Raw genomic sequence first — 23,113 nt, 5'->3', positions numbered from 1 at the left:
GAAATAAACTTTTTTCGAAGGGTGAATAACGTTGATACAAAAAAATATAGACAAAATTATTATCGGTACTGCACTCACCGTTGCGGCCTCCGCCTTGCTCCCCATTGCCAAATCCACCTTGAAGCCTATTGCCGAAGCCGGCATGCAGGGTGGCGCCGGCTTGTTCCAGCGCGCCAGATCCATGCTGCAAATCGCCCGGGAAGAAGTGGAAGATATTGTGGCTGAAGCCCAGTTTGAAAGAATGAAACGGCAGCTGGATAAAGAAATCGCATTGCTGGATGGCGAAAAGTGATCTGATAGGTGAGGAGCCAATAATTGTAATGGAACAGAATATAGATTTTCATCTTAAGGAAGCATTAGCTCATTTGGAAACAGCATTAAACCAGAGTGTAAGAACCGTACTTGAGAACGATGGCGCCAAAAAAGAGATTGGTTTAAAATGGGAGCAATTTCTAGGTGAATTTATCGGCCAAGTCAGAGAAAAGGGGAAAAAGTCACGGCTCAACCTTCTAGGTTGGATTAATTTTCCACGAATCAGATGAAAAGCAAGAACGCCTCTGAACGCATGAATATGCGAACAGAGACGTTCTTTGGGTTGATACTCGAGCCCGTTTACCTCGAACTCGTAAATGAGGGCCGCCGAATCGCCGCCCTCAGTTGCTTTCAAGACCGTCAGCTTCACGTATCTTGCTTTGGTTAGCGTTATAGCATCCTTCGCCTAGCCTAGCGTATTGCCTGTTAGGAAGACAACATCAGCGTTAAAGCCGGGGATGGAAGTCGAAAAAAAAGCACCACACACTCATCGAATTTGAGTTGTTGTGTTTTTAACTTTAAGAAACGTCTATCGGCTAGGGGTCCATATGTAATTTCCATTTATGTCAATGTACCCAGAATCCGGTCCTTCCCCTTCCCAGCCCACACGAACATTCGCGATTCCCGCTGCAAAAGGTTCCGCTAAATAATAAGTCGGTTTTATCTTGACCTCTCCTCTTTTGTTGATATAGCCCCATTCCCAATCACCGATTTGAACCGCTGCGAGACCGCTGGCGAATGGCTTGGTATTTTCAAAAGCAGGCTGTATGACAAGCTTACCTTTGCTGTCAATATAACCCCACTTATTCCCTGTTCGAATGGCAGCGAGACCTTCCGAGAACGCTTGTGCATTCTCGTATTGCAGCGGAATCGACCAATTTCCTTGTTTGTCGATATACCCCCATTTCTCTCCGATTTTAACCGGAGCTAATCCGTTATGGAAGTCCCAGGCATCGTCGAATTTTGTTTCAATCACCAATGTTCCCGTTATATCGATAAAGCCAAATTTATCGCCATTCTTTACTCTTCCGAGACCTTCAGAAAAATCGTAGCCGAAATCAAAATGAGGGGAGATTGCAAATTCTCCTTTTACATTCAGGTAGCCATAGGTATACCCGTTATCATTGTGAGCAGCAACGGCAACGGCGGCCAATCCCTCATGAAATTGACTTCCGAACAAAATATCCGGCTCCATGACTACCTTGCCGGTAGTATCAATATATTGGTGCTTCTTCACATCTTGCTTGATTAATACGGTGACGTAGGCCAATCCCTCTGAAAAGGGAGCCGTCTCGTAGTATTGGCGCGGAATGACTAATTGGCCTTTATCATCGATGTAACCCGAGCCATTGCCGTCTTCTGCAGCATTCCAGACCTGCGCCAAGCCTTCGGAGAAAGGTAACACCGACGAATATGGGACATCCATTACCCTTTGACCATGGTGATCGACTAATCCATATTTCCCATGATGCTGGATGGGATAAAGTTTAGGCTCGCCGATCGTTACCGTATGCAATCGTTCGATCCAGGTAACCTTTCTTCCACTGGCTTCTCCAACAAACCGCAGCGGAACGAAGACCGTTCCGTTCACAATTGCAGGAGCTTTATCCAGTACTGCGTCTTCCCCGTTCACATCAACGGCATTCACGCCCGGCGTCATTTCAACCTTTAAACCGTCTCCTGCCGCAATGACTTTCCTCGTTTGGGGATCCCAATCAACTTGCCAACCCATCTTTTCAAACAAGGGACGAAAGGGGACAAGCGTGGTCCCGTCTTCAATAAACGGCTTCTGGGCAAAAGTGACGGGCTCCCCATCCACCCGAATAGTAAGAGCATTATTACTGGCCTCAATCGGGATCGTCCCTGTTAAACATGCCATTAGGGAAAGTATTAAATGTAGCGCCACCCGTTTTTTTCTCACCATCATAATTCGTCGCCTCCACACACTCTTATCCCCCTCAGAACGTATTATGGATTGAGGGCTACAACTTCATAAATATTTTACCATGTGTTTCCAACTATGTCTCTTAGTGCTTGTAAACTTGCCTATCCTTGCATCCTATCTCCGGGATGCTCTGCCAATCGTGAATCGAGCAGTCTGCGTGATGCGGGGTGACGCAGTTCCTCAATGTGCGCCATGTTATCCAGCCTCTCGACTATTCTGCCTTGATCCATAACGATTAATCGGTCGGATATAAAGCAGGCCGCCTTGATATCATGCGTGACGAATATATAAGCAAGTCCGTAATTGTCCGCCAAATCCTGGAGCAGCTCCAAAATTTGCGCTTGAATCAGCACATCGAGACTGCTGACGGCTTCATCAAACACGATGAGCTTGGGGCGAAGTGCCAATGCCCTTGCGATGTTTAACCGCTGCTGCTGTCCCCCGCTAAACTGATGCGGGAATTTGTTCAAGTCTTCTTCGCCCAAACCTACAGCCTCAAGCAGTTCAACTTGCCTGATCTTCATCTCCCTGGCAGATAAACGCTCATAGTTGCGAATCGGCTCGCTGATGATTTGACCCGCTTTCATACGCGGATTGAGCGCATGATAACTATCCTGAAATACGGCCTGAAGATTTCTACGCAGCGTATGTTGTTGCTTTGGCGAAGTTTGATGCCAATCTGCGCCATGGAAACGGATCATTCCTCCACTAGGCTTCTCCAAGCCTAGAATTAGCTTGCATAACGTGCTTTTTCCCGAGCCGCTTTCACCAACGATGCCCAAACATTCCCCTTCTTCCAGCTCAAATGAAATGTCCTCCAGGACCTGAAGGGCTTCATTTTTTTTCCATAAACCCGTTTGCTTCGGATAGGACTTGCTAATATTTCGGAGCTGCAGCAAGCTCACACGATTAGCCCCCTTCTTACTTCATCACTTGCGGAGTTAGGCATCGATAAACGCGATTGCAGCAGCAGTCGTGTATATGCATGTGCCGGAGCATCAAATAGCTGCTTCACCGGAGCATTCTCAACCGATTCTCCGCGATACATCACCGTCACTTGATCCGCCAGCTCGGCAATGACTCCCAAATCGTGCGTGATGACGATGATGGCAGCTCCTGTCATTTCCCGGATCCGATTCAGTTCGCGCAATATATGCTTTTGGTTGCCTGTATCCAACGCCGTTGTAGGTTCATCGGCAATGATTAGTTCCGCATTGGTTGCGAGTGCAATTGCAATCATGATCCGCTGCAGCATACCGCCGCTCAATTCAAACGGATATTGTCGCATTAGCTCTTGAGGACGCGGCAGGTTCACTTGGCCTAAATCATGTATCGCCCTTTCTCTTGCTTCTTTTGCGGTTAGGTTTGTATGCACTCCTAGAGTCTCCAGAAAGTGGGAACCGATCGTACGAACCGGGTTAAAGCATGTCATCGGGTTTTGCATGATCATAGAAATCCGGCTCCCCCTTAACTTTCTGCGCTCCTCGACGGATAAAGACGTAAGCTCCTCGCCATCCAAAAGGATACTCCCTTCCGTCACGCGAGCCCCGCGTGGAAGCAGCCCCATTGCAGCCATGCAAGTCATTGTTTTACCGCTTCCGCTTTCACCAATAATGCCTAGTACCTCTCCCCGGTTAACGTTTAAGCTTACCTTGTTAACAAGGCGAGTCTTCCGAGTCGCGGTTTCGAGATCGACGGAAATATTTGTCATAGAGAGAACCGTTTGATTTCGTTTCATAGGATACCTCCCTTCCGGGTTCATAAAGACTGCGCATCGACTCCCCCAGCAAATTGCAAGCGATTACGATCAGCATAATAGCGATACCGGGATATATCATCAACTCGGGATGCTGTCTGATGTAAGATTTGCCGTCATTGATCATCATCCCCCATTCTGCGGTTGGGGCTTGAACCCCTAATCCCAAGAATGAGAAGCCGGTGATTTCCAGCATGATGCCTCCAAATTCCAGCGTAGACAGTACAAGAAGCGGCAACATCATATTAGGAACCATATGCTTGAAGATGAGCCCCCATTGCCTGGTACCACTGACGATTGCTGCTTTCATAAAAGGCTTTTCCCTTAAGCTGAGCACCATGCTTCTGATGATTCTCGCATAATAGACCCACATGGAAAGTACGAGCGCCAAAATGAGATTGCTAAAGCCTGAACCGAACATGCCCAACAGGACGAATGCCAGCACCAGCGTCGGAAATGCCAGCAAGATATCGCATATCCGCATAAATATGGCGTCAAACCAACCTCCCTTTAACGCAGTAAACGAACCGACAATGATGCCGATTGATACCGTAAGAACAAGTACGAGTAAGGCGCCGCCGAACGAATAGCGGATGGCTGACAATAACCTGGAGAAGACGCACCTGCCCAAATGATCCGTACCGAGCGGATACTCCCAGGAAGGCTTTTGAAACTTGAGCAGTACATCCATTTGATCCGGAGGATGAGGAACAAGCCATGGAGACAATATGCCAACGAGCATAACGGCTATGAGAAAGAGGGCGCAAATTTTCCACATATCAGCTACCTCCTTTCATCATCGTGCGGGGATCCAGCATCCTTTGCAGGATATCGACAATCAAGTTAGCGAACACGAAAATAAGCGCCATGAGCAGCGCGTAACATTGAATGACCGGATAATCCCGGTTGATGATCGATTCGATCAAATAACGGCCCAGCCCCGGCCATCCGAATATTTGCTCAACCATCACTGTGCCCGCCAGCAAATGACCCATGCTGATTGCAAGTGCAGTCACAACAGGCAGCATCGCGATTTTGAGAATATGACGCACGATAATGATGCTTTCTCGTAATCCTCTGGCTCTTGCATAAAGGACATAAGGCTCTTTCAGTTGATCCAGGATACCGCTGCGCAGCAGTCTCGTGAAAACAGCCATTTGGGTAAATGCAAGCGTAAAAGAAGGTAAAATAAGATGAAGCAGTGTTCCTGTCCCCTGAACGGGAAACCAATCCAACTTCATCGAAAACAAATAAAGGAGTATAAAGCTGAGCCAGAACCGGGGAACGGAAGCACCGACAAAAGCAAGTAAGCGGCTCAATTGATCGATCGGCTTGTTAGGATAAAGCGCTGACAGAATGCCAAGCGGTACGCTTAGCAGCAAGGTCAGCAGCAGCGCGCCTGCCGTCAACTGCAACGTCACGGGGAATTTCTCCGCAATCTCATGTGCAACCGGCAATTTGCTCACATAGGATACGCCGAAGTTGAAGCGGCACATCTCAGAGAGCCAATACCCGAACTGCAAGATAAGCGACCGATCCATACCGAGCTCGGTTCGCATCTGAGCTATCGCTTCATCGGTTGGCGGCGTATTGGATAGATGCAGAATGACTTCTGCAGGCTCTACAGGAACGAGACGGAGCAGCAGAAAGGTAAGGACGGATACCCCTAATAAAATTAGGGGCAGTCCGGCCAGTCTTTTCATGATAAATCCGAGCGTATGAACAGATATCATGGCGAAACTTCCAATGTAGAAAATGGAAAATCATATTTAGAGGCTTTAGGTACAATGCCAGAAACATTTTTTTGATATACGGCAATAAACGTTTCATAGGAAATCGGATAGAATGCAACCTGCTCGTGGAATGACGTTAGAATTGATTTGTACAGTCCTTTACGTTCGTTCTCATCATGACTTGCCAGCACCTTCCTAATCTTATCGTCGATCTCCTTCTTATTAGGCAATCCGGATTGAGCTTCGTAAACGCCGGTAGATCCCGGTTGGGAGCTGATGATGGCGAAATTATGCGGATCGTTAGGGGGACCCAGAGAGCTCCAGAAGTTCATGTTGCTCTCGCCGTTTTTCAGCTGCTGGAGGCCGACCATCACATCCACGCCTTGAATATCTGCCCGAATGCCGATTTTTGCAAGTTCGCCTTGCATTATTTCAGCAATGGCCTTTTGTACGGCTTCCGTTGCGATATAGGTAAACTTGACTGTCAGCGGCTGCCCGTTCTTTTCCCTGACGGTTTTCCCGGCGGGAAGCTTCCATCCGGCTTCCTCCAGGAGCTGCTTGGCTTTGTCGGGGTTATATCCTATTGGCGTCAAACCAACATCGGCGTAAGGAATTTCTTTGGCCAGAATGGTGTCAGCCATGAGCTCCGTTCCATAAGCTACGCTTTCGACCATTTTCTTTTTGTCGATTCCGTATTCAATCGCTTTTCGTACATTCAGATCAGCAGTAGGTCCTTTTTGCGTGTTCAGCACAACTAACCTTGTTGTCAGCGGATCAGATTGGCTAATGCCATACTTACCGGACTCCTTCAGATGCTTGAAACTATCAAGACTGATCACGCCTCTGCCATAAATGAAATCAATCTCCTTCTTCTCAAAAGCAAGCAAGATGGATTCGGAATCCGGCATGATCTTTACTTTGATCTGATCAAGCTTCGGTTTTACTCCCCAATAATTTTCGTTCCTCGCAAAAAGGGCGTAATCGTCTTTCTTGTACTCTTTCAAGACCCATGGACCGGTACCGACCGGTGCTTTGATCGCTGTTGATGTTTGGCCGTTGTCAGGGAATCCGGTATTCCCCAGAAAGCGAAACGGACGAACAAATGCAAGCTCCTGCAGCACAGGATAATAAAATTTATTCAGCTTCAGCCTTACTGTGTAATCATCCACTTTCTCGACGGATTCCAGTGCACCGACAATCCCCATCCACGTGTGTCGCTGTTTGTTGGCCATAACGGCGTCTATGTTCCGCTTTACATTGTCTGCATCAAAGACGGAACCGTCGGAGTATTTAACATTTTTACGCAAGAAAAACGTATAAATCATGCCATCGTCAGATACCGTCCAACGTTCGGCTAAACCCGGCACGATTTGTCCGCCGTTCGAATAATTGACTAGCGACTCGTAGACCATGGCCTGCGCAAACATCTGGTTGGGGTCATACAAATGCGGATTCAATGGACCAATGTCCGTTCTCCAAGGCATCGTAATCGTTTTGATTTTCGCTGATGTATCTGCTTTGTTACCCGTTGAACAAGCCGTTGTTAACAGCGCCATAACGAGTATGCTTATTACAAAAGAATAAAGGCTTTTTCGTCTATTCATGAACATTCTTTCCTCCTTCATGCTAGGCCTGATCCGGTGCAACAAAACGGAATATGTATGCCTGCTCATACTCATACTGTATACGGTCGGCCACCTGCAAAAACCAACGTTCATTCGGCGAAATGGCAATGAAGCTCTCCGGCTTCATTCTTTGAATTCCGACTTGAAAGCCTGCCTGCATAAATGGCTTAGAAATGTCATCCAATGTATGCAGATTCATCGGAAGCGCTCCATTCTCGTTGATCTTTGCCTGAATATGAGGAAGGCTAGGATTGTCTCTATAATCCGTATAAGTCGCATAATACACGCCTCCAGGCTTTAAAGCCTGCCTGATTTTCCGGGTATGCTCTTCTAAATCGGCAATCAAATACATGACAGAAATGCTGAATGCTAAGTCAAAACGATGCGGGAACTCTTCGGGAGATCCCGTCGCTTCATAATAAAGCGGAGCATCGCCCTTTCGTTCATTAGCGACTGCAATGGATTGACGGGCGAGATCTATGCCTATGCCTTCCCGAAAGGGCCTTTTTCCGTACAAATATCGTAAAAACCCGCCCTGGTTGCATCCGAAATCAAGCACGGCACAATTCTGAATATCCTCTTCGACGATCGTGCCAAGCACTTTTTCCCAGTGCCTTACATGCTCATCTTCCATGCGTTGCTCTCCTTCGTAACGTTCCTTCCACCAAACGTCATATAACTGATCCTGTTTCACTTCAGCCATCCTCCCTCATTTAATTGTAATTATTACGATTTTAAGACTTGAAAAAAACGAGCACAGAGCTCGTTTTAAATGTAACAATTACTATTAAGAGTACACGTGACTTCATTCTGCTGTCAAGGCTTCTTTTAATCATACTATTGAAGAGTGGGTTTGTTTCGAACTCTGGGCTGCACGGCCTTCGGATGCGATCTGCCCGCCAGGAACACGCCTGCAAGAATGAGAGCCAATCCGATCAACAAGCTCCAATAGATCTTCTCGCCCAGCATCGTATACCCCCAGATCATTGCGCTTGCCGGTATCAGATAGGTGACCGTTGTGGCAAACTCCGGGCTCCCTTTTTGAACGATATAATAAAAAAGAATATACGCGATACCCGAGCCAAATATGCCTAAGCCCGCTAATGCTGCTATATTCGGAAGCGAAGTCAGCTGCGTGAAAGCGATGGGTTCCGTTAAAAAGGCAGCGCTGCCGCTGCCAAGCATGGCACAAAGCAAGGTGCCGAAAGTAATTTGATACATCGACAGCCCATTGAGAAGACGCTTAGACAGCTGGGAGCCGATCGCATAACATAACGATGACGCTATCATGCAAATAAATCCCAACAGATCAACGGATATGAGCGAATCCGTATTCACGCCCAGCAGGATGACCAGGCCGACGATGGCAATCCCCATGCCAAGCCACTGCAGACGGTGGGACACAACCTGGAAAAATAAGATGCCTACAACCATTGTCCATAATGGTGTCGTAGCGTTCAGTACAGAGGCCATAGTGCTTGTTAATCTGGTTTCACTGAATCCGATGATCGCCCATGGAATGGCTGTATTAATCAGGGCCATAATCGCCATCGGCATCCAAGGGATCTTCTTGAGGGCAAAAGGCACCCGTAAAATCAGCATGATAATGATAATGGCAGCCAAACCCAAGGTAGATCGGAGAAAGGCAATCGTCCATGGTCCAAAATCATGGAGCAGTATTTTTATAAAGAAGTAAGACCCTCCCCAAATAAGGCTGAGCAAAAATAATGCGAAAAATAGCGATCGCTGCAGATGGATCCCTTCTTTCTGCTTAATGACTCCTTGATGAAAGCAACTGATGCAATTCTTGAACAATAACGTCTTGATACTCTGTTCCGGAATTGTAAATATGAGCAATCTCTTGACGCACTTTGGAAACTTTATCCTGATAATCCGGCGATTCCCGATTCGGATTATGCTTGCGGAATTCATTCATCACAGCCTGAATATATTGAGGGCGGGCACCCCATTTTCCGATAACGTCGCCTTGGGCATTCATAAAAACTGCAACCGGCTGCGCGCGTCCTCCATCCGTTAAGAACAAATCCATCGTCTCTAAATGCTGCTCCATAAGCAAAACTTCCATCGGAATTTGGCCGTGTTCCATAACCCGAAACAGGACCGGCACATTCCATATTACATCAGGACACCAATCGGTGCAAAGAATCATGCAATGTAGATCTTCTCTTGTGCCCAGAGAATCAAAAAAGGCTTTTTCTTCCTTGCCGTCCCATGTAAAACGGTTGTACCAATGGATAAATGTATCCTGGTTTTTCGTCATCCCGTCAATAAATTGTTGAGGGGTAATCCCCGTCCCTATTTTGTGCTTTAAATTCAATACAGATTTCATTGGAACACATCCTCTTGTCGTTATCGTGAATGGATATTGATGGAACCATGGATACATCCTATAATGAAATTGACCCTTGATAAATGGTCAGATTTGGAATCAATCAAAAGACAGTTTAACAACCGAAGGAGTAACTATGGCAAACATTGATAAGTTTTTAGGCATTGATATAGTAACCAAACAATATCCCTTGTTTCGGGATTTCTTGTTTAGTTATGCAACCTACAATGAATTAAAGCCTATTCAAACCGAACTGTTAGGCTCAAAAGATTTTTGGATAAATACGCTAAGTTTACACTTATCACAAGCAATAATAAAATGGTGTGGTGCATTGGAAGTAATTGAAGCACAACATAAACAAGCGTGGGATTCATACAGAGCAGGACTAGTTCAATCCCTTGGGATTAGTGAAGATGAATGGACTGATTACTGGAATCAGATGATAGATTTTAGAAATAAGTATTCTTTATTCATAGGATTAATTGTTGTCAGACGATTTATCCCTGACCTGGAATTAGCTTATAAATCAGCGCTTTTTTACGATAATTGGATGCGTGAGTTTATCTCCCCGGATATTTTCGAAGGTCCTTATTTAAAAGATGAGATAAATGATTATTATTTGAAAATTAAGAGTACAATTCCCTTACTTTCAAAAATTTAAGGGGTCTTCTATATAACAGAACCCCCGGGAATCGTCACCCGGGGGTTTCTACTTTTTTATTTATCGACCTTCACTTGAACGGAACTGATGGTTTCAAGGCCTGCATGATCCGTTACTTTATAAGTAATCGTGTACACTCTGCCGCTGCCTATGCCTGACCGTTCCGCCCGCAAACTAAAGTCAGTATCGCTCGTGCCATATTCGGCATCTTGAATATCTTGCTCCGTATTGCCGTCACCCTTGACGTTATCCGGCTCATCGCTGGTAATGGATACCAACTCGAAGGCTGCAATGCCGGATGCCGCATCATCCGTATTCACCGCTACATGAATCGGTACCATTTTATGATTTGGCGGGCCTATGACCTGTTTATCTACCGATAACTGTAGTTGCGGCGCCGTTTTATCTATCAGAATGGCCAATGACTTGAAGTCTTCCGTATTGCCCGCAAGGTCCGTGCTTCTGTAATCGACGGTCAAGCTTCCCTCATCGGACAGAAGAACCGGGTTCGTATACGGCTGCCACGCCCCTCCATTTACGCGGTACTCGGAATTCGCGATGCCTGCACCTTCATCAGCTCCCGTCAGGGTAAGCGTGACATCCGAAGTATACCAACCGTTCAGCCCTCCCGGCTGCTCTGGGTTAAGAGCTGCCGTAGTGACCGGAGCAGCATCGTCGATGATCATAATCCAGCTGATCTGCGGATCGGAGTTCGTAGCAGGTGCGGACGCAGATCGATGCACCGTAAGCTCGAGCTTCCCGTTCGTCACTTCTACATTCGAGTATCCAAGCACGTCATAGGCGTCCGTAAAGACGTAACCGCTTCTCTTCGTTTCCCCGTTGATCCTGATATCCGCGATCCGGTTTCCTTTGGACCATTGGTACCACGGATCATGCAGGCCGACATAGACAGTGTAACGCCCTTTATTAAGATCAAAAGCATAGGTCAGATCGTTGCCCGAATTTCCTTTGAGATATCGCAGCGACGTGAACAGATTTCCGGTTGCGTTGCCGGAAGCATTCGTACTATTCCCTACGTAACCCCAAGTTTGCCCCTTGGTCGGATCGTACTGCTGATCAATTGTATTTGGGTTAAGGAGCGTTTCCTGCATATAAGAAGACCATGTGACGTAATCGCTTGTAGCTGCTCCCCCGGCATGTACGAAATAGATGACATGCTCCGGGATCACGCTGATTTTCGCTTGGATCGCCTTGCCGCCAAACTCCGGTAATGTCCCGCCCACCGTAACGGTTCCCGGTTTAGCAAAATCAGAAGCATTGACGGACCAAACGACCGGCGTGTTTAAGGAGGTCCCGTCTCCCGTCGTGACATGAATGATTCCCGGCATATCCGGCAATTGCCCCACCGTAACTTTGGTAGGCAGTACAGTGTCAACCGTGACTCTTCCCATCCGGTTCAGCAGTTCCAGGTTCCACTGATCGTACCATTTGAGCGTAATTTCATCGTTTTGTCCGAATTCGAGCGGCAGCCAAATATACCTGGAATCCTTCAGATTGCTGGAGTTCCATCTATCCCCCATGTAAATGAATTTGCCCTTGGCAGGATCGACGGGAATGACATACGTGCTTTGCGAATCGAAGGTTGTGGATGCTTTTGTTCCGACAGACAAATCTCTCATCGGTTTCCACTCGCCGAAAATTTGATCCGCCACCGTATACAACGCTTTGTTCGGTGCCCATCCGGTTGCGCCTGAGGTAATCAAATAGTACTTGCCGGCATATTTGAACATCGCAGGGGCTTCCCGCTGCGCGCCGGGGAACACCCGGATGTAATCCTTGCCATACTCGGCCTTATAGGTCGTATCGCGCGTGATTTGGCCGTCTTTATGCCAGCCGACGATATCCGTGTACGAATCGTTCAGCTTCGAAATATAGATGGTCATGTTTTCTTCGCTGGAATAGATCAGGTACGCCGTTCCATCGTCATCTTTGAACAAATTCATGTCCCGCGCCATGCCCGGTTGATTTGGCTGACCGTCATAGGTTGCGCCCGGAGGAACTCGATCCATCCGATTGCTGACCTGGTAGACAAAAGGCCCCGTCGGTGAATCGCTTAAAGCATACCCCGCTTCCGCTTTGGCGTAATTCGCGTTGGATGTGGCGGACGGTCCGTCGGTGTGCATCCACATAACGTATTTATGCGTTTTGTCATTGTAGATCACCTTCGGTCTTTCGATGATTCTTTGCGTGCCGATATCGTTAAAAATATCCGCTTTATCCGTTCTGCCGGCATACAGCTGTGAAATCAACGGATCGGTATCAAATTGATCCATCGTCTCTATCGCGGTTAAAGCGAGCCCTTCGTCCTGCCAATTGTACAGATCGCTGGAAGAATAGACTCTTACGCCTCTTGTAGGGAGATAGCCGAACGTTTTGTCTTCGCCGTACCAATAATATTTGCCCGTGCGCTCGTCATGCAGGATGCCTCCGCCATGCGCCTGAATCGGAGCGCCGTTCGTATCTTTCCATGATATTCCCGGCTCATAGGAGCTATAAGGGACGTAGATGGCGAGGTCCGCTATGGCTTGCTTCAATTGATTGATCGAAGCGCGAACTTCATCCTGCACGGCCGTAATGTCCACGCCGCCTTGCGTGACGCTGGCTGCCAAAGCTTCAGCCTGAACGATCGCCTGCTTCAGTGTTTCTATGCTGTATTTCGTGTAAATGGTCTTCCCGGCTTCCACCTTTGCCGCCGCTATTTGAGCTTGCAAATCGGTGATCGGAATCGTGACGTGCAGTCTGACGATGATATAGTTGACGAGCGGATCGTTGTAGTTGGTCAGCGTCCCGGACGACGGCCCTTGTATGCTGACATTCAACTGTCCGTCACTTGTATGAAACTTTTTATAGACAACTTCTTTTTCAGCACCGTAGCTTCCTATATCGTAATCGCCGTTCGATACATTCGTGCCTTCCATGATCAGATTAACGCTTCGCCCGCTCCATGGATTTTTAAAACCGAACGTTACATCATAATCGCCTTCCGGCAGCTCAAAATTGTAGGTTAGCGCCTTATTGCGAACCTGAGTACCGTTGTAGTAGCGCAAAGAACCGTACTTGTCCGCCGCATTGGATACATTCGTTCCACTGGTGCCCGTAGCCAATCCCCACGCTTTGCCCGTTACCGGATCCAGGCCATAGACCTGTTCCGTTACGCTGGCAAACAGCCCCATTTTGTCGGTGCTCTCCACGGTACGCGGAGTCGGATCGCCTGCGTTCACAAAATATAAGATATAATCGTTATCCTTCAGCTGCTGCTCCGTAAATGGGATTAACGTTGTCCCTGCTTGGCCGCTTGTTTCAGCGGCGTACGCAGCTTTCTGTGGCATAAAGACGGAAGACAGAACGAATAAAGAAAGCATAAGAAGCGAAACAACTTTCATCGGCTTGTGCATGAAATCCCTCCTTAACGAGTTTGGAATACATGTTGCTAATATCCGTTCAATATGCCTATGTACAGTGGGAACTGCCGTCGAGCTTCATTTAACCACCCCCTCAGGTGTTTAAAGTTACCTCATGAAAGGGCTTTCAACAACTGGAAAATATGGATCATTATGAACTTTTCCGCTATTTTCATATGAACTATCTCAATGACGGCACCATTGTAGAGTGTTCAGTTCAATTGCATGATAATGAAAATGCAAGTAGGCAAAGAACTGCGAACATTGGGATAATCATTGGAGATTCAAATCCGCGAAAAAATGGTAAAATAGTATCATATAAATAGAAAGGCGGAAAAAGAAAAAGATATGGTACATGCATTTATCGAACCCAAGACGTACAACGCCTTCGAGAACGAGGCTGCACAAATTGAAAAATGCAAAGAATGGGGCTTGTTGTCAGAGAAAGCATCCAAGACAAAGGCGTTTTTCTATAAAGGAAGCGGCACGAATCTGGCCTGCAACATCATCGGTTTCGTCGATAAGATGACCGCTGTCATTGAATTCGAAAACAAACAACAACACTGTATTCACCCCTCCTACCTCAAGGAGATGCAGGCATCGAACTATGGGCAAAAACCTGTGGCATCAGCGGAAGAAGCGGTTGAGTCAGAGGTTGTAGTTGAACAAGAAATACAGCAGGAATCACAACAAGTAGTTGAGACAGCGTCGGTAGAGGAAACCAAAATTGAAGAACCAAAAGCCCCGTCCGCTTCAAAAGGGAGCACTAAAAAAGAAAAGGCACCTAAACTTGAGCTTCCGGAAGATAAAGTCAAAATGAACGCTACCGTCAAAGAGTTCACAACGGTTCCGAACAATTTCTCCGATACGGAAGATGAAGTCGTCATCTACGAGGCGGTTTCCATCGCGGACCCCGCAACTGAAGTCGGCGCAGCCTGGTCCAGCCACAGCACGACGCTAAAAAAATTGGAGCTAGCGATTGGGGATACCATCACATTTGAGGGTAAAATCGTAGCTAAGAAGCTCACTAAGCACCCCGTACCTTACAAAATCAACAATCCTTCGAAAATACAAAAAGAATAATGCTGAACAGCAAGAAAAGAGGAGTGTGTATTTTTACATGCTCCTCTTTATCTTAATGAGAGCCCAGAACCCGATTAAATTACTGTTCGGCTTATGGTTAGGGTCTCACTCATCTCCTTTTGATTGTTCCAATATTTGGGCCGCTGCTTCTTCCCAGTGCAGCTTCATTTGTTCTCTGACGAACAGATCTTCCAGTTTCTCCTGATGAATGCTGATGGTTGTCTTATCGGGATGGGCCGACAGCAAACGAATTTGCAGCGTCGATGCTCGTTCCCAGTCCTTTCTCTGCCATGTCATACGAAGTTGTTCTAATGGTTTCACGACTCGCAATTCACCGGATGTGCCGTCTTTGGTTATAAACTTGTGTCCAACTTTGAGCTCCAGGAATGGCATATCGCCTATCCATAATTGAATGCCGGCCGTTGAGGTCAAATAAGCCCATAATTGCTCCTTAGACAGCGGTAACGTCCTTCGAACTCCGATCTGAAAACCGGACGATGCCGTGAGGCCAACGGGTTTACGTCCGAGCTTTTGTCCGTATGCCCTAGCAATCAGTTCACTCCATTCCGGAGGTGTGTCATACGCCTCGTTCAAATACGTAACAATCTCATCGTGTGACCATGTTTTAGCTGCCTCCTGTTCCAGAATCATCATCCAATCTTCAGAGCTTTTGCCGGTTGATACAGCCACATTGGCGTTCATCACATCGCCGCCTCCTTGATAATTGTTAGTTAGTGCAAACTAACATATTGATGGTAAAAAAACTAGGGGGTTAAAGCCCTAGCGAATAACTCAATACTCGACTCCATAAACTCTTGCATGGTCACGCTTGTGATCGATTCGCCGCTGAGCAGTTTCGACATGAACGCCCCATAGTTCATCCACATGAAAGTGATCGCCTGCGCCTCGGCGTTAGTCGGAATCAACTTGCTTTGCTGCTGCATGGTCTTAAAATAGTTCGTCAACATTTCCTGCAATTGCCGCGGATGTTTCTGCGACTTGTCGCGTAAGCCGGACAATTCATGATCCTTGAGGACGATGAGGATCATCTTGCGGTTGCGGTTCATGATCTCATGATAAGCCTGACCGATGAGCAGCAAGTCTGTCCGCAAGTCCCAAACGATCTTCTCATTAAAAATCATTTGCATTTCCCCGCTATAGTGATAACGGTCAACGGCTGCTTCCAGCAAATTGAGCTTGCTGCCGAAATTACGGAACAATGTCATCTCGCTGACACCGGCCGCAGCGGCAATTTCCTTCGTAGATACCCCTTTGTAGCCCTTTTCCGCCATTAGATCGATGGCTGCCAGCAGCAATTTGTCTCTGTTGTTCAGCGTGTCGCTGGTCTCCACGTATTCAGCCCTTTCTCGCTGTTAGTGATCACTAACATTTAAAGAAAATTATAACTTTCGTCTCACCCGTTGTCAATATTAACATGAGCCCCAGATGAGAAAAACCGACTGCAGGATCAGTCGGTCCGAGGAATCTTTTGGTATAATAAAAGCATCAAATCGTACGGAGGGAAAAAATAGAAATGCTTATCATGGTGATGCTCATGTGGTTGTCGGCAGGCTTTACGCCTTCGTCCCTTCCCTCGGCGGACTCTTTGGCGTCCAACAAGCCAAAGGCGACTTGGCTATGGGATACTTCGCTCATCAACACAAGCGCAGGACGGAACGACATTTTGCAATTTGCCAAAAGTCAACGGATAGGACGCATTTTCTTACAGGTTAACCCGGCTGTTGCCCAAAGCGCTTACCGTAGCTTCATCAAAAAGGCTTCAGGCTACGGTATTCAGGTCAACGCGCTGGATGGCGCTCCTAATTGGGCGCTTCCGGAAAACCGGCACAAAATTACGGATCTGGTCCATTGGGTGAAAACCTACAACGCGTCTGCGCTTGTTAACGAGCGGTTTGCGGGGATTCAAGTGGATATCGAACCTTACCTGCTGCCGGAATGGACCGCTGACCAAAACGCGGTTGCCGTGAATTGGCAGCAATCTCTTGCCTATTTTAATGAGCTGGTGAAAATGGATTCCACTTTAACGACAGCCGCAGCCGTGCCGTTCTGGCTCGATAGCATTCAGCTTCCCGATGGAAGCGGCTCTCTCAGCGAAGCCATTATGGCCGTGCTGGATGAAACGGCCTTGATGTCCTATCGAGATCAGGCGCAGGACGTGGTTGCCTTAGCGGCGGAGGAAATTGCCACGGGCGACCGTCTGGGGAAAAAGGTATGGATCAGCGTGGAAACGAACCCGGCGCCGGATACCCCATACATCACATTCTATGAAGAAGGCAAGGCGGAATTGGAGCGCCAGCTGGCTCTCATCGACAGCATGCTGCAAGGTCACCCTTCTTATTCGGGCATTGCCGTTCATGATTATGCCGGCTGGCGTGCATTAAGCAACTAAGGCTTCGTTGCGGCCGCTTCACTTGACAGCGCCGCTTTAGGCGGCTGCTTCCCGAGCTTGCCGAACGCTTCCTTCAGGATCGGATAGCTCATTTTAAGACGTTCATGCGATGCCGGCTTGTTCCAGTTATCCCACTTGTAGATCGCCGGCTCCGCCGGTTCCGGATTTCCGGAGAGATGCGGTTCGACACGGACCGCCTTGCTTTCCGTCATCTTGAACGCGCCTGCTTCATAAGGATAGCGCCATACCTGATGCGTGCTTGGATCTGTAAATCCGAGCAGCAGCCATGGCAGCCGAACCTCAATCACAGGCCCTGCAATTGTCCAATCGGCCAAATTGTTGAACTCGGCGTTTGCTGGGTCTGTCGTGCCCGGATGCAGCTGACCGATCTCGACATCCTCGAAAGGCACTTTCGTCTTGCTTAGCGGCAGCACCAGCGGTTTGCTGACCGGCAATCGCCACGGCAGAAAGAGACCGCTTCCCGCACGCGACCAGGCTTGCTGCCAAGGCATCATTTTGCTCACGAAGCCGTACTGCCAGGTATGGTAATCGTACGAACTTTCCACATAGATGGAAGAATCCTTCTCCCCGCCAAGCTTCATGACGAACTCCTGCCCACTGCTAAAGCTCACGCCAGGCGCTTTGTCCGCTTTCGCACTCCCGCCTTCCAGCGTATCAAAGCCGATATATAGCGGCTGTTCCCCCGGCTTCCAATCGCCGTTCTTATTTTTCAGCAACAGATAAAGGTAAGCTTCGTCGTGCGAGACCGTAAGACTGTAGCCCGGATAATCCCGGCTCACGTTGTTTTTACGGCGGTCCCAGTCTTCGGTTTTCCCGTCAAGCACGATCGTATCATCCTTGGATTTTCCCGGTTCTACCGCAAGGAGGCCAAAATGCTCCTCGTTCGTCAACATGTTGCGCCACATCGGTCGGCGGGCAGCAGGGGAATCCAGCTCCATGGTATTCCAAGTGATTTTGAACCATTCATCCTGCCAGGCGAACAGGACCGCTCCGTCAAAATTCTCGTTATAAATGCTGCGGTATAGATCGGCGTTGATCTGCCCCTGTTCCTTTTCCGTATGCATACCCTGATTGCGGTTTAAAGGACCGTAGTGCGCCATTCCGCGCGAGCTCGGCACGCCATACTCTGCCACGATCAGCGGAATGCCTCGATGATGCTCCCTCATATCGTGCAGATACCCTGCGTACGGATTGATATTGCCTTCACTGTCTTTGTAAGTCTGATACTTGTCCTCATAGCGCAGCAGATCCGGATAATACGGATAAATATGATACGAGGCAAAATATCCGGCCTTCCAGCCTGCTGATGGCTGAACATGCATCGGATCAACCGATACCAAATCTTCGTTGTCCGCAGGCTCGTTCGGGTGTGTCAGCGGATCTGTAGTCACCCAGTTGGTAAACGAAACCGGATGCTGCCAGCCGAACTTCATATCTTCCTGAGCGAGCGTATCCATCATCTGGGTCAGCCAGCTTTCAAACGGCGAAGCGCCGGAAACGGCCTGAAAATAGGTGCCTTGGAACGGATTCATGCCGGGATGCGCATCGTTCGTCGCTTTCACGGCGTAAGGATCCCACTCGGTGCCGATTACCCAACCGAGCACGTAAGGCGACACATCCGCGTTGAAGCTGCCCGATGCATGACCGGGCTCCGATTTTCTTTTCAGCTTTCCGTGGATAACTTGAACGGCATCTCGAATTTCTTGCTTGAACAGATCGATCGTGTCCGGCTGCAGCGCATCCAAGCCCTGACCATTCGGCCCGACGAGATGTTCATCCGGCGCCCATACGCCTTGCAGGATATAGAGCGGGTCCTTGCGGCCGCCGTTGAATTCCGCCAGCGCTTCATAGAAATGAGGCGGCAGAATCGTATAAATCCGGATGACATCTGCATTCATTTCCTTGATCTGTCCGAACCAACGCAAGTAATCTTCCTTGCTCGGACTGAGTTCCCCGGGTGCGTGCCCCGGAGTCGTAGCCCCCAGGTTCACCCCGGACCAGAACTTCGGCTTCCACGCCGTCCCGTCGTAAACCGCCAAATGCCCATCCATGGAAGCTGAAGTTTGCTTCACGCCTCCCACTTCGAACACTGGAAGAGTTGAGGCAGGAATCTCCTTTTTAGCGCTGCTAAACAAGCTGCTTGGCAGCCCGCCCTCAGCCCATAATGCGATGCCTACTGCCGTTAAGGCCAGAACGATCAGCCCAAACACAATTCTTCTGTTAACCGAAATGACGTGCATGATGTCCTCCCCCGCTTACTGCGCTTTAGCTTGCATACCTTGCTGATCCGTACAGACCGTAGTGCCTGATTTAAACAACGTCACTTTTTCGCTGTTGCAGGCAAGCGGCGTTTCCTCTATAAATGCGATGCCGTACGCTTTGAGCCGTTCCCGGTTGGACCAGCTGTATGTAAATTCTGCTTTCACCGGCTGTGATACCGTTTGCAGCTGCGAGAGCTGGCTTCGCAGTTCCTGACTCCAGGCCCATTGTTTGGTTGTGTAGGAGCCGCTGACCAACAGCGAATTCGCGGCGATCACAACGGTCAGCGCGATACCGACACCTTTGAGGAGCTTGTTGCCCTTCAGGTACAAAGCTAGCCAGACGCAGATCAGGGGTACGGCCCAAAGCTGCGGCACGTAACGTGCCCACCAGGCCGCCGGATTGATAAAGGATGATGCAGCCAGCAGCGCAATGACCCCGATGGCGGCCAAGGTAATGCCCGGGCGCTTACGGAAGGCTAGCATCAATGCGATGATGGCGAGAACCAGCGCACCGCTGAACAAAGGCCCGAAGCCGGCGACCGCCACATCCGTCTCGGCAAAGGTCGGAAGCTGCTGAGCTTCAAAGGTAAACGGCCATTGGAACTGGGTCGGCTTCTTGTCCGTGCTGTTGCCCATAGGTTCAGCGAAGTATGAGGCTGCGACCTGCTCGAAGCGGTTCATCCGCTCCAAATTTCGCGGCGTAAAATTTTTCACTACATCAATGGCATTCTCCCCGGCAAGCGGGTAAAAAGGATGCCCTTTATGCAGCGTGTTGGTGACGTACGGGTTGTAGCCGACGATCAGGACGCCAATCATCCCTCCAAGGGCTGCAACGCGAAACAGTTGCTTAAGCCTGACGAACTGTTCGCTCATGTATAGAGCAATAAGCAGTCCTACGGTCAGCACGCCCGCATAACCGATCGCGGTGAATTTGATATTCATCGTCAAAATCATCGCGAGCGTATATACCGTAAGCAGCAGCCACCCCGGGCGGGTACAAATCAAACATCCGAGCGCAATCAGACATAGCAGCAGCGAACCCAGCAGCCCGTCCACATAAAAGGTGAACGACTGGTACATGCTGACCGGATTAAGCGCAAGCAGCAATGCCACCACCCAAGCGGTGACCCGGTTCTCAGGCTTTAAGGTCAGCAGCGCTCCCAAGCTGAGAAGGCCGGAAGCTGCCATTGCCATCAAGTTGATGACCTTGCTATGCTCGATCAAACCGGTGGCCGCATAGATGGAAGCAGCTGCAATCTCGGCAGCCTTCGCATAGTGGTTAATCCAGATGCTATTTCCCGTCGGCTGAGAGATTTCCTTGTCGTATACGGGATTCCATCCTTCCGCCAAGTGAATGATCGCTTCCTGATGATAGGCCTGTCCGTCGTAGGATAAGTCGTAGAAATACCCGGATACAATAAAGCCGCAAATAAACAGCAAAGCGCTTAAGCCCACAGAAACGGCGAAAACCGTCACTTGCCGCTCCTCCGCCAGCTTCTTCGATGCGATCCAGGCAAGCAAGATAGCGAGCGCTGCAGAGAGCCAAAAGTCCGCCTTCAACATTGGCACTCCGGCAAGAAACAACAGCGCCGGCACCATAAATGCGGCGACAATAAGCGTCAGGAGCGTCATTCCGGTGACCAAACTTATGGATACAATTCGGTTTCTCATCGTCCAACTCCCCATATCCTTCTTCTATATAGGAGACGCTGATCATTACGTCTCTCTGAAATATGTATTGGTTCTATCCAAGCATCAACGAACCGAGCCAGCCGAGCAGCGAGCCTAAGGCCAGACCGCCAAACACCTCAAACCGGGTATGTCCCTGCCTTTCTCTCAGCATGGCACCCTCGCTTGCGGCAGCGATTTCGAGGGTCAGCGCATTGATTCGTCTGGCATTCTCTCCGACGGCACGGCGGATGCCCACAGCATCAATCATGACGATATAGGCGACGGCGGCGGCGAGGCCGAACAGCGGCGTCCCCCAGCCTTGATCGAAGCCGATCAGCATCGCAACCGAGGATACGACCGACGTATGCGTACTCGGAAAGCCGCCGTTGCCGATCAGCTTCCCGGCGTCACTGCCGTGACGCACCCTGTTCACCGCATACTTGAGCGTCCCGGACACGAGCCAGGCGATGAAAGGCAGCGCCGGATACAACAAGCTGGCGTTCATACATTCAACCCCCTTCCGCTACGCACGTGCAATAAGCAGCACGCCAAGAGAGATGAAGGCGGCGCCGAACCATTTTTGCATCGATAACGTTTCTTGAAACAAATAAAATCCGAGCAGCATAACCAGAATATAGCCCATACTGACCATCGGATAGACGGTGCTAAGCGGGAATTTCTTAAGCGCAAATAGCCAGAACACCGAGCTTAACCCATAGCAAGCCAGCCCCGCCGCAATGGGCCAGGAGGCTGCAAAGCTGGACCAGGACAACAACCCGGCGCCCGCAAGTTTGGGAGTGCTGACCCCCCACTTCATTAATACCTGCCCTGCTGCGCCAAGCAGGACGGAAACGATTAGCCAGACATAATGGATCATCGGAGAGTCTTCCTCCTTATTAATTGAGAAACAACAAAATACATACGACTGAGAATCCATAGAGCACGACCGTCAACAAAATATGCTTATCCTCGAGCAGCAGCTTTTCCGGGCGGCCGCCCTTGCCCTCCATATGAATCAAATACAAGTAGCGAAACACGCCGTACAGTACGAAGATCAACGTCCACATCAGTTGGATCGTGTGCCCTGAAGTAAAGGTAAACAGCGCATAGCTCATAATCGTCGCCGTCGTCACAATCCCCGACATTTGGTTCAGCATTTCCATCGAATACGAATCCAGTACTTTACGGTGAGAACCCGAACCGCTTTGCATCAGAGCCAGCTCATGCCTCCGTTTGCCGATCGCCAGGAATAAAGCCAGCAGCATCGTACATAACAGGAACCAAGGCGTTAACGGCACGCTGATCACAAGACCGCCGCCTACTGCGCGAAGCACGAACCCGGAAGCCACAATTAGCAAGTCGACGATGACAACATGCTTGAGCCGCAAGGAGTACAACACATTCATGCAAAAATAAGCGGATAGCACGAAGCCGAAAGCAAACTGAAAGCGGAAAGCAAGCACCAAACAGGAAGTCAAAAGGACGAAGCCGAACAGCAGCGCCGTCTGCGGATGAATCGCGCCGGAAGCTAACGGCCGGTATTTTTTCTCCGGATGCAGCCGGTCCCGTTCGCGGTCGACGTAATCGTTCAGCACGTACACGCAGCTGGAGACAAGACAGAACAGGACAATGCCGACCAATGCTTGACCGAGCATATTCATATCCGCCTGCCGAACGGAAAAAATCAGGGCAGCGAAGACGAGCAGGTTTTTCGTCCACTGCCGGGGCCGCATCAAGGCCAAATAACGAATGGGAACCGGTCGGCTTTCCCAGCCTTCCAGCTTGACTTGCGCTTTGGTTTGGGACATAACCAAACCTCCTTTAATGAATTAGGTTCGGTTAAAGTCAGTTTGTGAAGGGACT

At 49.1% G+C, this 23,113-nt stretch carries 22 protein-coding genes; 5 read left to right on the top strand and 17 right to left on the bottom strand.

Annotated elements, in window-relative coordinates; all coding sequences use genetic code 11:
* The first annotated feature begins 31 nt into the window (after nt 1-31).
* Together ICC18_RS29570 and ICC18_RS29565 are read left to right on the top strand one after the other, a co-directional pair.
* Nucleotides 32-292, top strand: coding sequence for a DUF5132 domain-containing protein (locus ICC18_RS29570; RefSeq protein WP_188178017.1), 261 nt, complete (start codon nt 32-34; stop codon nt 290-292).
* 28 nt (nt 293-320) lie between these two features.
* Nucleotides 321-542 (top strand): hypothetical protein, encoded by a 222-nt coding sequence (locus ICC18_RS29565; protein ID WP_223192983.1) that lies wholly within the window; start codon nt 321-323, stop codon nt 540-542.
* A 299-nt stretch (nt 543-841) separates the two neighbouring features.
* Here the strand turns inward: ICC18_RS29565 and ICC18_RS29560 are convergent, their stop codons facing one another.
* The 9 genes from ICC18_RS29560 to ICC18_RS29520 all read right to left on the bottom strand — a co-directional run bounded on the left by ICC18_RS29560 (nt 842) and on the right by ICC18_RS29520 (nt 9,721).
* Nucleotides 842-2,239, bottom strand: coding sequence for a WG repeat-containing protein (locus ICC18_RS29560; protein ID WP_188178015.1), 1,398 nt, complete (start codon nt 2,237-2,239; stop codon nt 842-844).
* A gap of 119 nt (nt 2,240-2,358) precedes the next feature.
* On the bottom strand, nt 2,359-3,162 hold the full coding sequence (locus tag ICC18_RS29555; RefSeq protein WP_188178014.1) for an ABC transporter ATP-binding protein: 804 nt from the start codon (nt 3,160-3,162) through the stop codon (nt 2,359-2,361).
* Nucleotides 3,159-3,995 (bottom strand): ABC transporter ATP-binding protein, encoded by an 837-nt coding sequence (locus tag ICC18_RS29550; RefSeq protein WP_188178013.1) that lies wholly within the window; start codon nt 3,993-3,995, stop codon nt 3,159-3,161. Before ICC18_RS29550 ends, ICC18_RS29555 begins: the two co-directional genes overlap by 4 nt.
* Nucleotides 3,913-4,791 (bottom strand): ABC transporter permease, encoded by an 879-nt coding sequence (locus ICC18_RS29545; protein WP_188178012.1) that lies wholly within the window; start codon nt 4,789-4,791, stop codon nt 3,913-3,915. Before ICC18_RS29545 ends, ICC18_RS29550 begins: the two co-directional genes overlap by 83 nt.
* Nucleotide 4,792: 1 nt before the next feature.
* A complete protein-coding gene (nikB, locus tag ICC18_RS29540) occupies nt 4,793-5,746 on the bottom strand; it encodes a nickel ABC transporter permease (protein WP_188178011.1) in 954 nt (317 codons plus the stop codon).
* Nucleotides 5,743-7,350, bottom strand: coding sequence for a nickel ABC transporter substrate-binding protein (nikA, locus tag ICC18_RS29535; protein ID WP_188178010.1), 1,608 nt, complete (start codon nt 7,348-7,350; stop codon nt 5,743-5,745). The genes nikB and nikA overlap by 4 nt, the downstream gene beginning before the upstream one ends.
* Before the next feature lie 22 nt (nt 7,351-7,372).
* The gene (locus tag ICC18_RS29530; protein WP_188178009.1) at nt 7,373-8,065 is read right to left on the bottom strand and encodes a class I SAM-dependent methyltransferase; all 693 of its coding nucleotides are present in this window, start codon (nt 8,063-8,065) and stop codon (nt 7,373-7,375) included.
* A gap of 143 nt (nt 8,066-8,208) precedes the next feature.
* Nucleotides 8,209-9,093, bottom strand: coding sequence for a DMT family transporter (locus ICC18_RS29525; RefSeq protein WP_223192991.1), 885 nt, complete (start codon nt 9,091-9,093; stop codon nt 8,209-8,211).
* A gap of 49 nt (nt 9,094-9,142) precedes the next feature.
* Nucleotides 9,143-9,721, bottom strand: coding sequence for a thioredoxin family protein (locus ICC18_RS29520; protein ID WP_188178008.1), 579 nt, complete (start codon nt 9,719-9,721; stop codon nt 9,143-9,145).
* Between the two features lie 136 nt (nt 9,722-9,857).
* Here ICC18_RS29520 and ICC18_RS29515 point away from each other — a divergent pair, with 136 nt between their 5' ends.
* Nucleotides 9,858-10,382, top strand: coding sequence for a hypothetical protein (locus ICC18_RS29515; RefSeq protein WP_188178007.1), 525 nt, complete (start codon nt 9,858-9,860; stop codon nt 10,380-10,382).
* A gap of 56 nt (nt 10,383-10,438) precedes the next feature.
* Here ICC18_RS29515 and ICC18_RS29510 read toward each other — a convergent pair whose 3' ends face one another.
* The gene (locus ICC18_RS29510; RefSeq protein WP_188178006.1) at nt 10,439-13,798 is read right to left on the bottom strand and encodes an OmpL47-type beta-barrel domain-containing protein; all 3,360 of its coding nucleotides are present in this window, start codon (nt 13,796-13,798) and stop codon (nt 10,439-10,441) included.
* A 354-nt stretch (nt 13,799-14,152) separates the two neighbouring features.
* Between ICC18_RS29510 and ICC18_RS29505 the strand changes: the two genes are divergently transcribed.
* Complete coding sequence (locus ICC18_RS29505) at nt 14,153-14,887, top strand: hypothetical protein (protein ID WP_188178005.1); 735 nt, start codon at nt 14,153-14,155, stop codon at nt 14,885-14,887.
* A gap of 105 nt (nt 14,888-14,992) precedes the next feature.
* Here ICC18_RS29505 and ICC18_RS29500 read toward each other — a convergent pair whose 3' ends face one another.
* Both ICC18_RS29500 and ICC18_RS29495 read right to left on the bottom strand, forming a co-directional pair.
* Nucleotides 14,993-15,589: an SRPBCC domain-containing protein gene (locus ICC18_RS29500; RefSeq protein WP_223192990.1), complete on the bottom strand. Its 597-nt coding sequence runs from the start codon at nt 15,587-15,589 to the stop codon at nt 14,993-14,995.
* A 62-nt stretch (nt 15,590-15,651) separates the two neighbouring features.
* Complete coding sequence (locus tag ICC18_RS29495) at nt 15,652-16,239, bottom strand: TetR/AcrR family transcriptional regulator (RefSeq protein ID WP_188178004.1); 588 nt, start codon at nt 16,237-16,239, stop codon at nt 15,652-15,654.
* 182 nt (nt 16,240-16,421) lie between these two features.
* On the opposite strand from ICC18_RS29495, the gene ICC18_RS29490 reads away from it, so the two are divergent.
* Nucleotides 16,422-17,297, top strand: coding sequence for a hypothetical protein (locus ICC18_RS29490; RefSeq protein WP_188178003.1), 876 nt, complete (start codon nt 16,422-16,424; stop codon nt 17,295-17,297).
* Here ICC18_RS29490 and ICC18_RS29485 read toward each other — a convergent pair.
* The 5 genes from ICC18_RS29485 to ICC18_RS29465 form a co-directional block, all read right to left on the bottom strand.
* Entirely contained in the window at nt 17,294-19,558 is a 2,265-nt protein-coding gene (locus tag ICC18_RS29485; RefSeq protein WP_188178002.1) for a hypothetical protein, read from the bottom strand. The genes ICC18_RS29490 and ICC18_RS29485 overlap by 4 nt on opposite strands.
* 15 nt (nt 19,559-19,573) lie before the next feature.
* A complete protein-coding gene (locus ICC18_RS29480) occupies nt 19,574-21,250 on the bottom strand; it encodes a hypothetical protein (RefSeq protein WP_188178001.1) in 1,677 nt (558 codons plus the stop codon).
* A gap of 73 nt (nt 21,251-21,323) precedes the next feature.
* Nucleotides 21,324-21,755 carry a divergent PAP2 family protein gene (locus ICC18_RS29475; RefSeq protein WP_188178000.1) on the bottom strand — a complete coding sequence of 144 codons (432 nt, stop codon included), beginning with the start codon at nt 21,753-21,755 and terminating at the stop codon, nt 21,324-21,326.
* Nucleotides 21,756-21,773: 18 nt separating this feature from the next.
* Nucleotides 21,774-22,127, bottom strand: a complete 354-nt coding sequence (locus ICC18_RS29470; RefSeq protein WP_188177999.1) for an SMR family transporter — start codon at nt 22,125-22,127, stop codon at nt 21,774-21,776.
* A gap of 19 nt (nt 22,128-22,146) precedes the next feature.
* Nucleotides 22,147-23,058, bottom strand: coding sequence for a decaprenyl-phosphate phosphoribosyltransferase (locus ICC18_RS29465; RefSeq protein WP_188177998.1), 912 nt, complete (start codon nt 23,056-23,058; stop codon nt 22,147-22,149).
* Nucleotides 23,059-23,113: the final 55 nt, after the last annotated feature.

Origin of the sequence: Paenibacillus sedimenti (genome assembly GCF_014534655.1) — a bacterium.
GTDB lineage: Bacteria > Bacillota > Bacilli > Paenibacillales > NBRC-103111 > Paenibacillus_E > Paenibacillus_E sedimenti.
The sequence above is the reverse complement of the archived record's forward strand: the minus strand, read 5'-3'. Positions and strand labels throughout refer to the sequence as shown.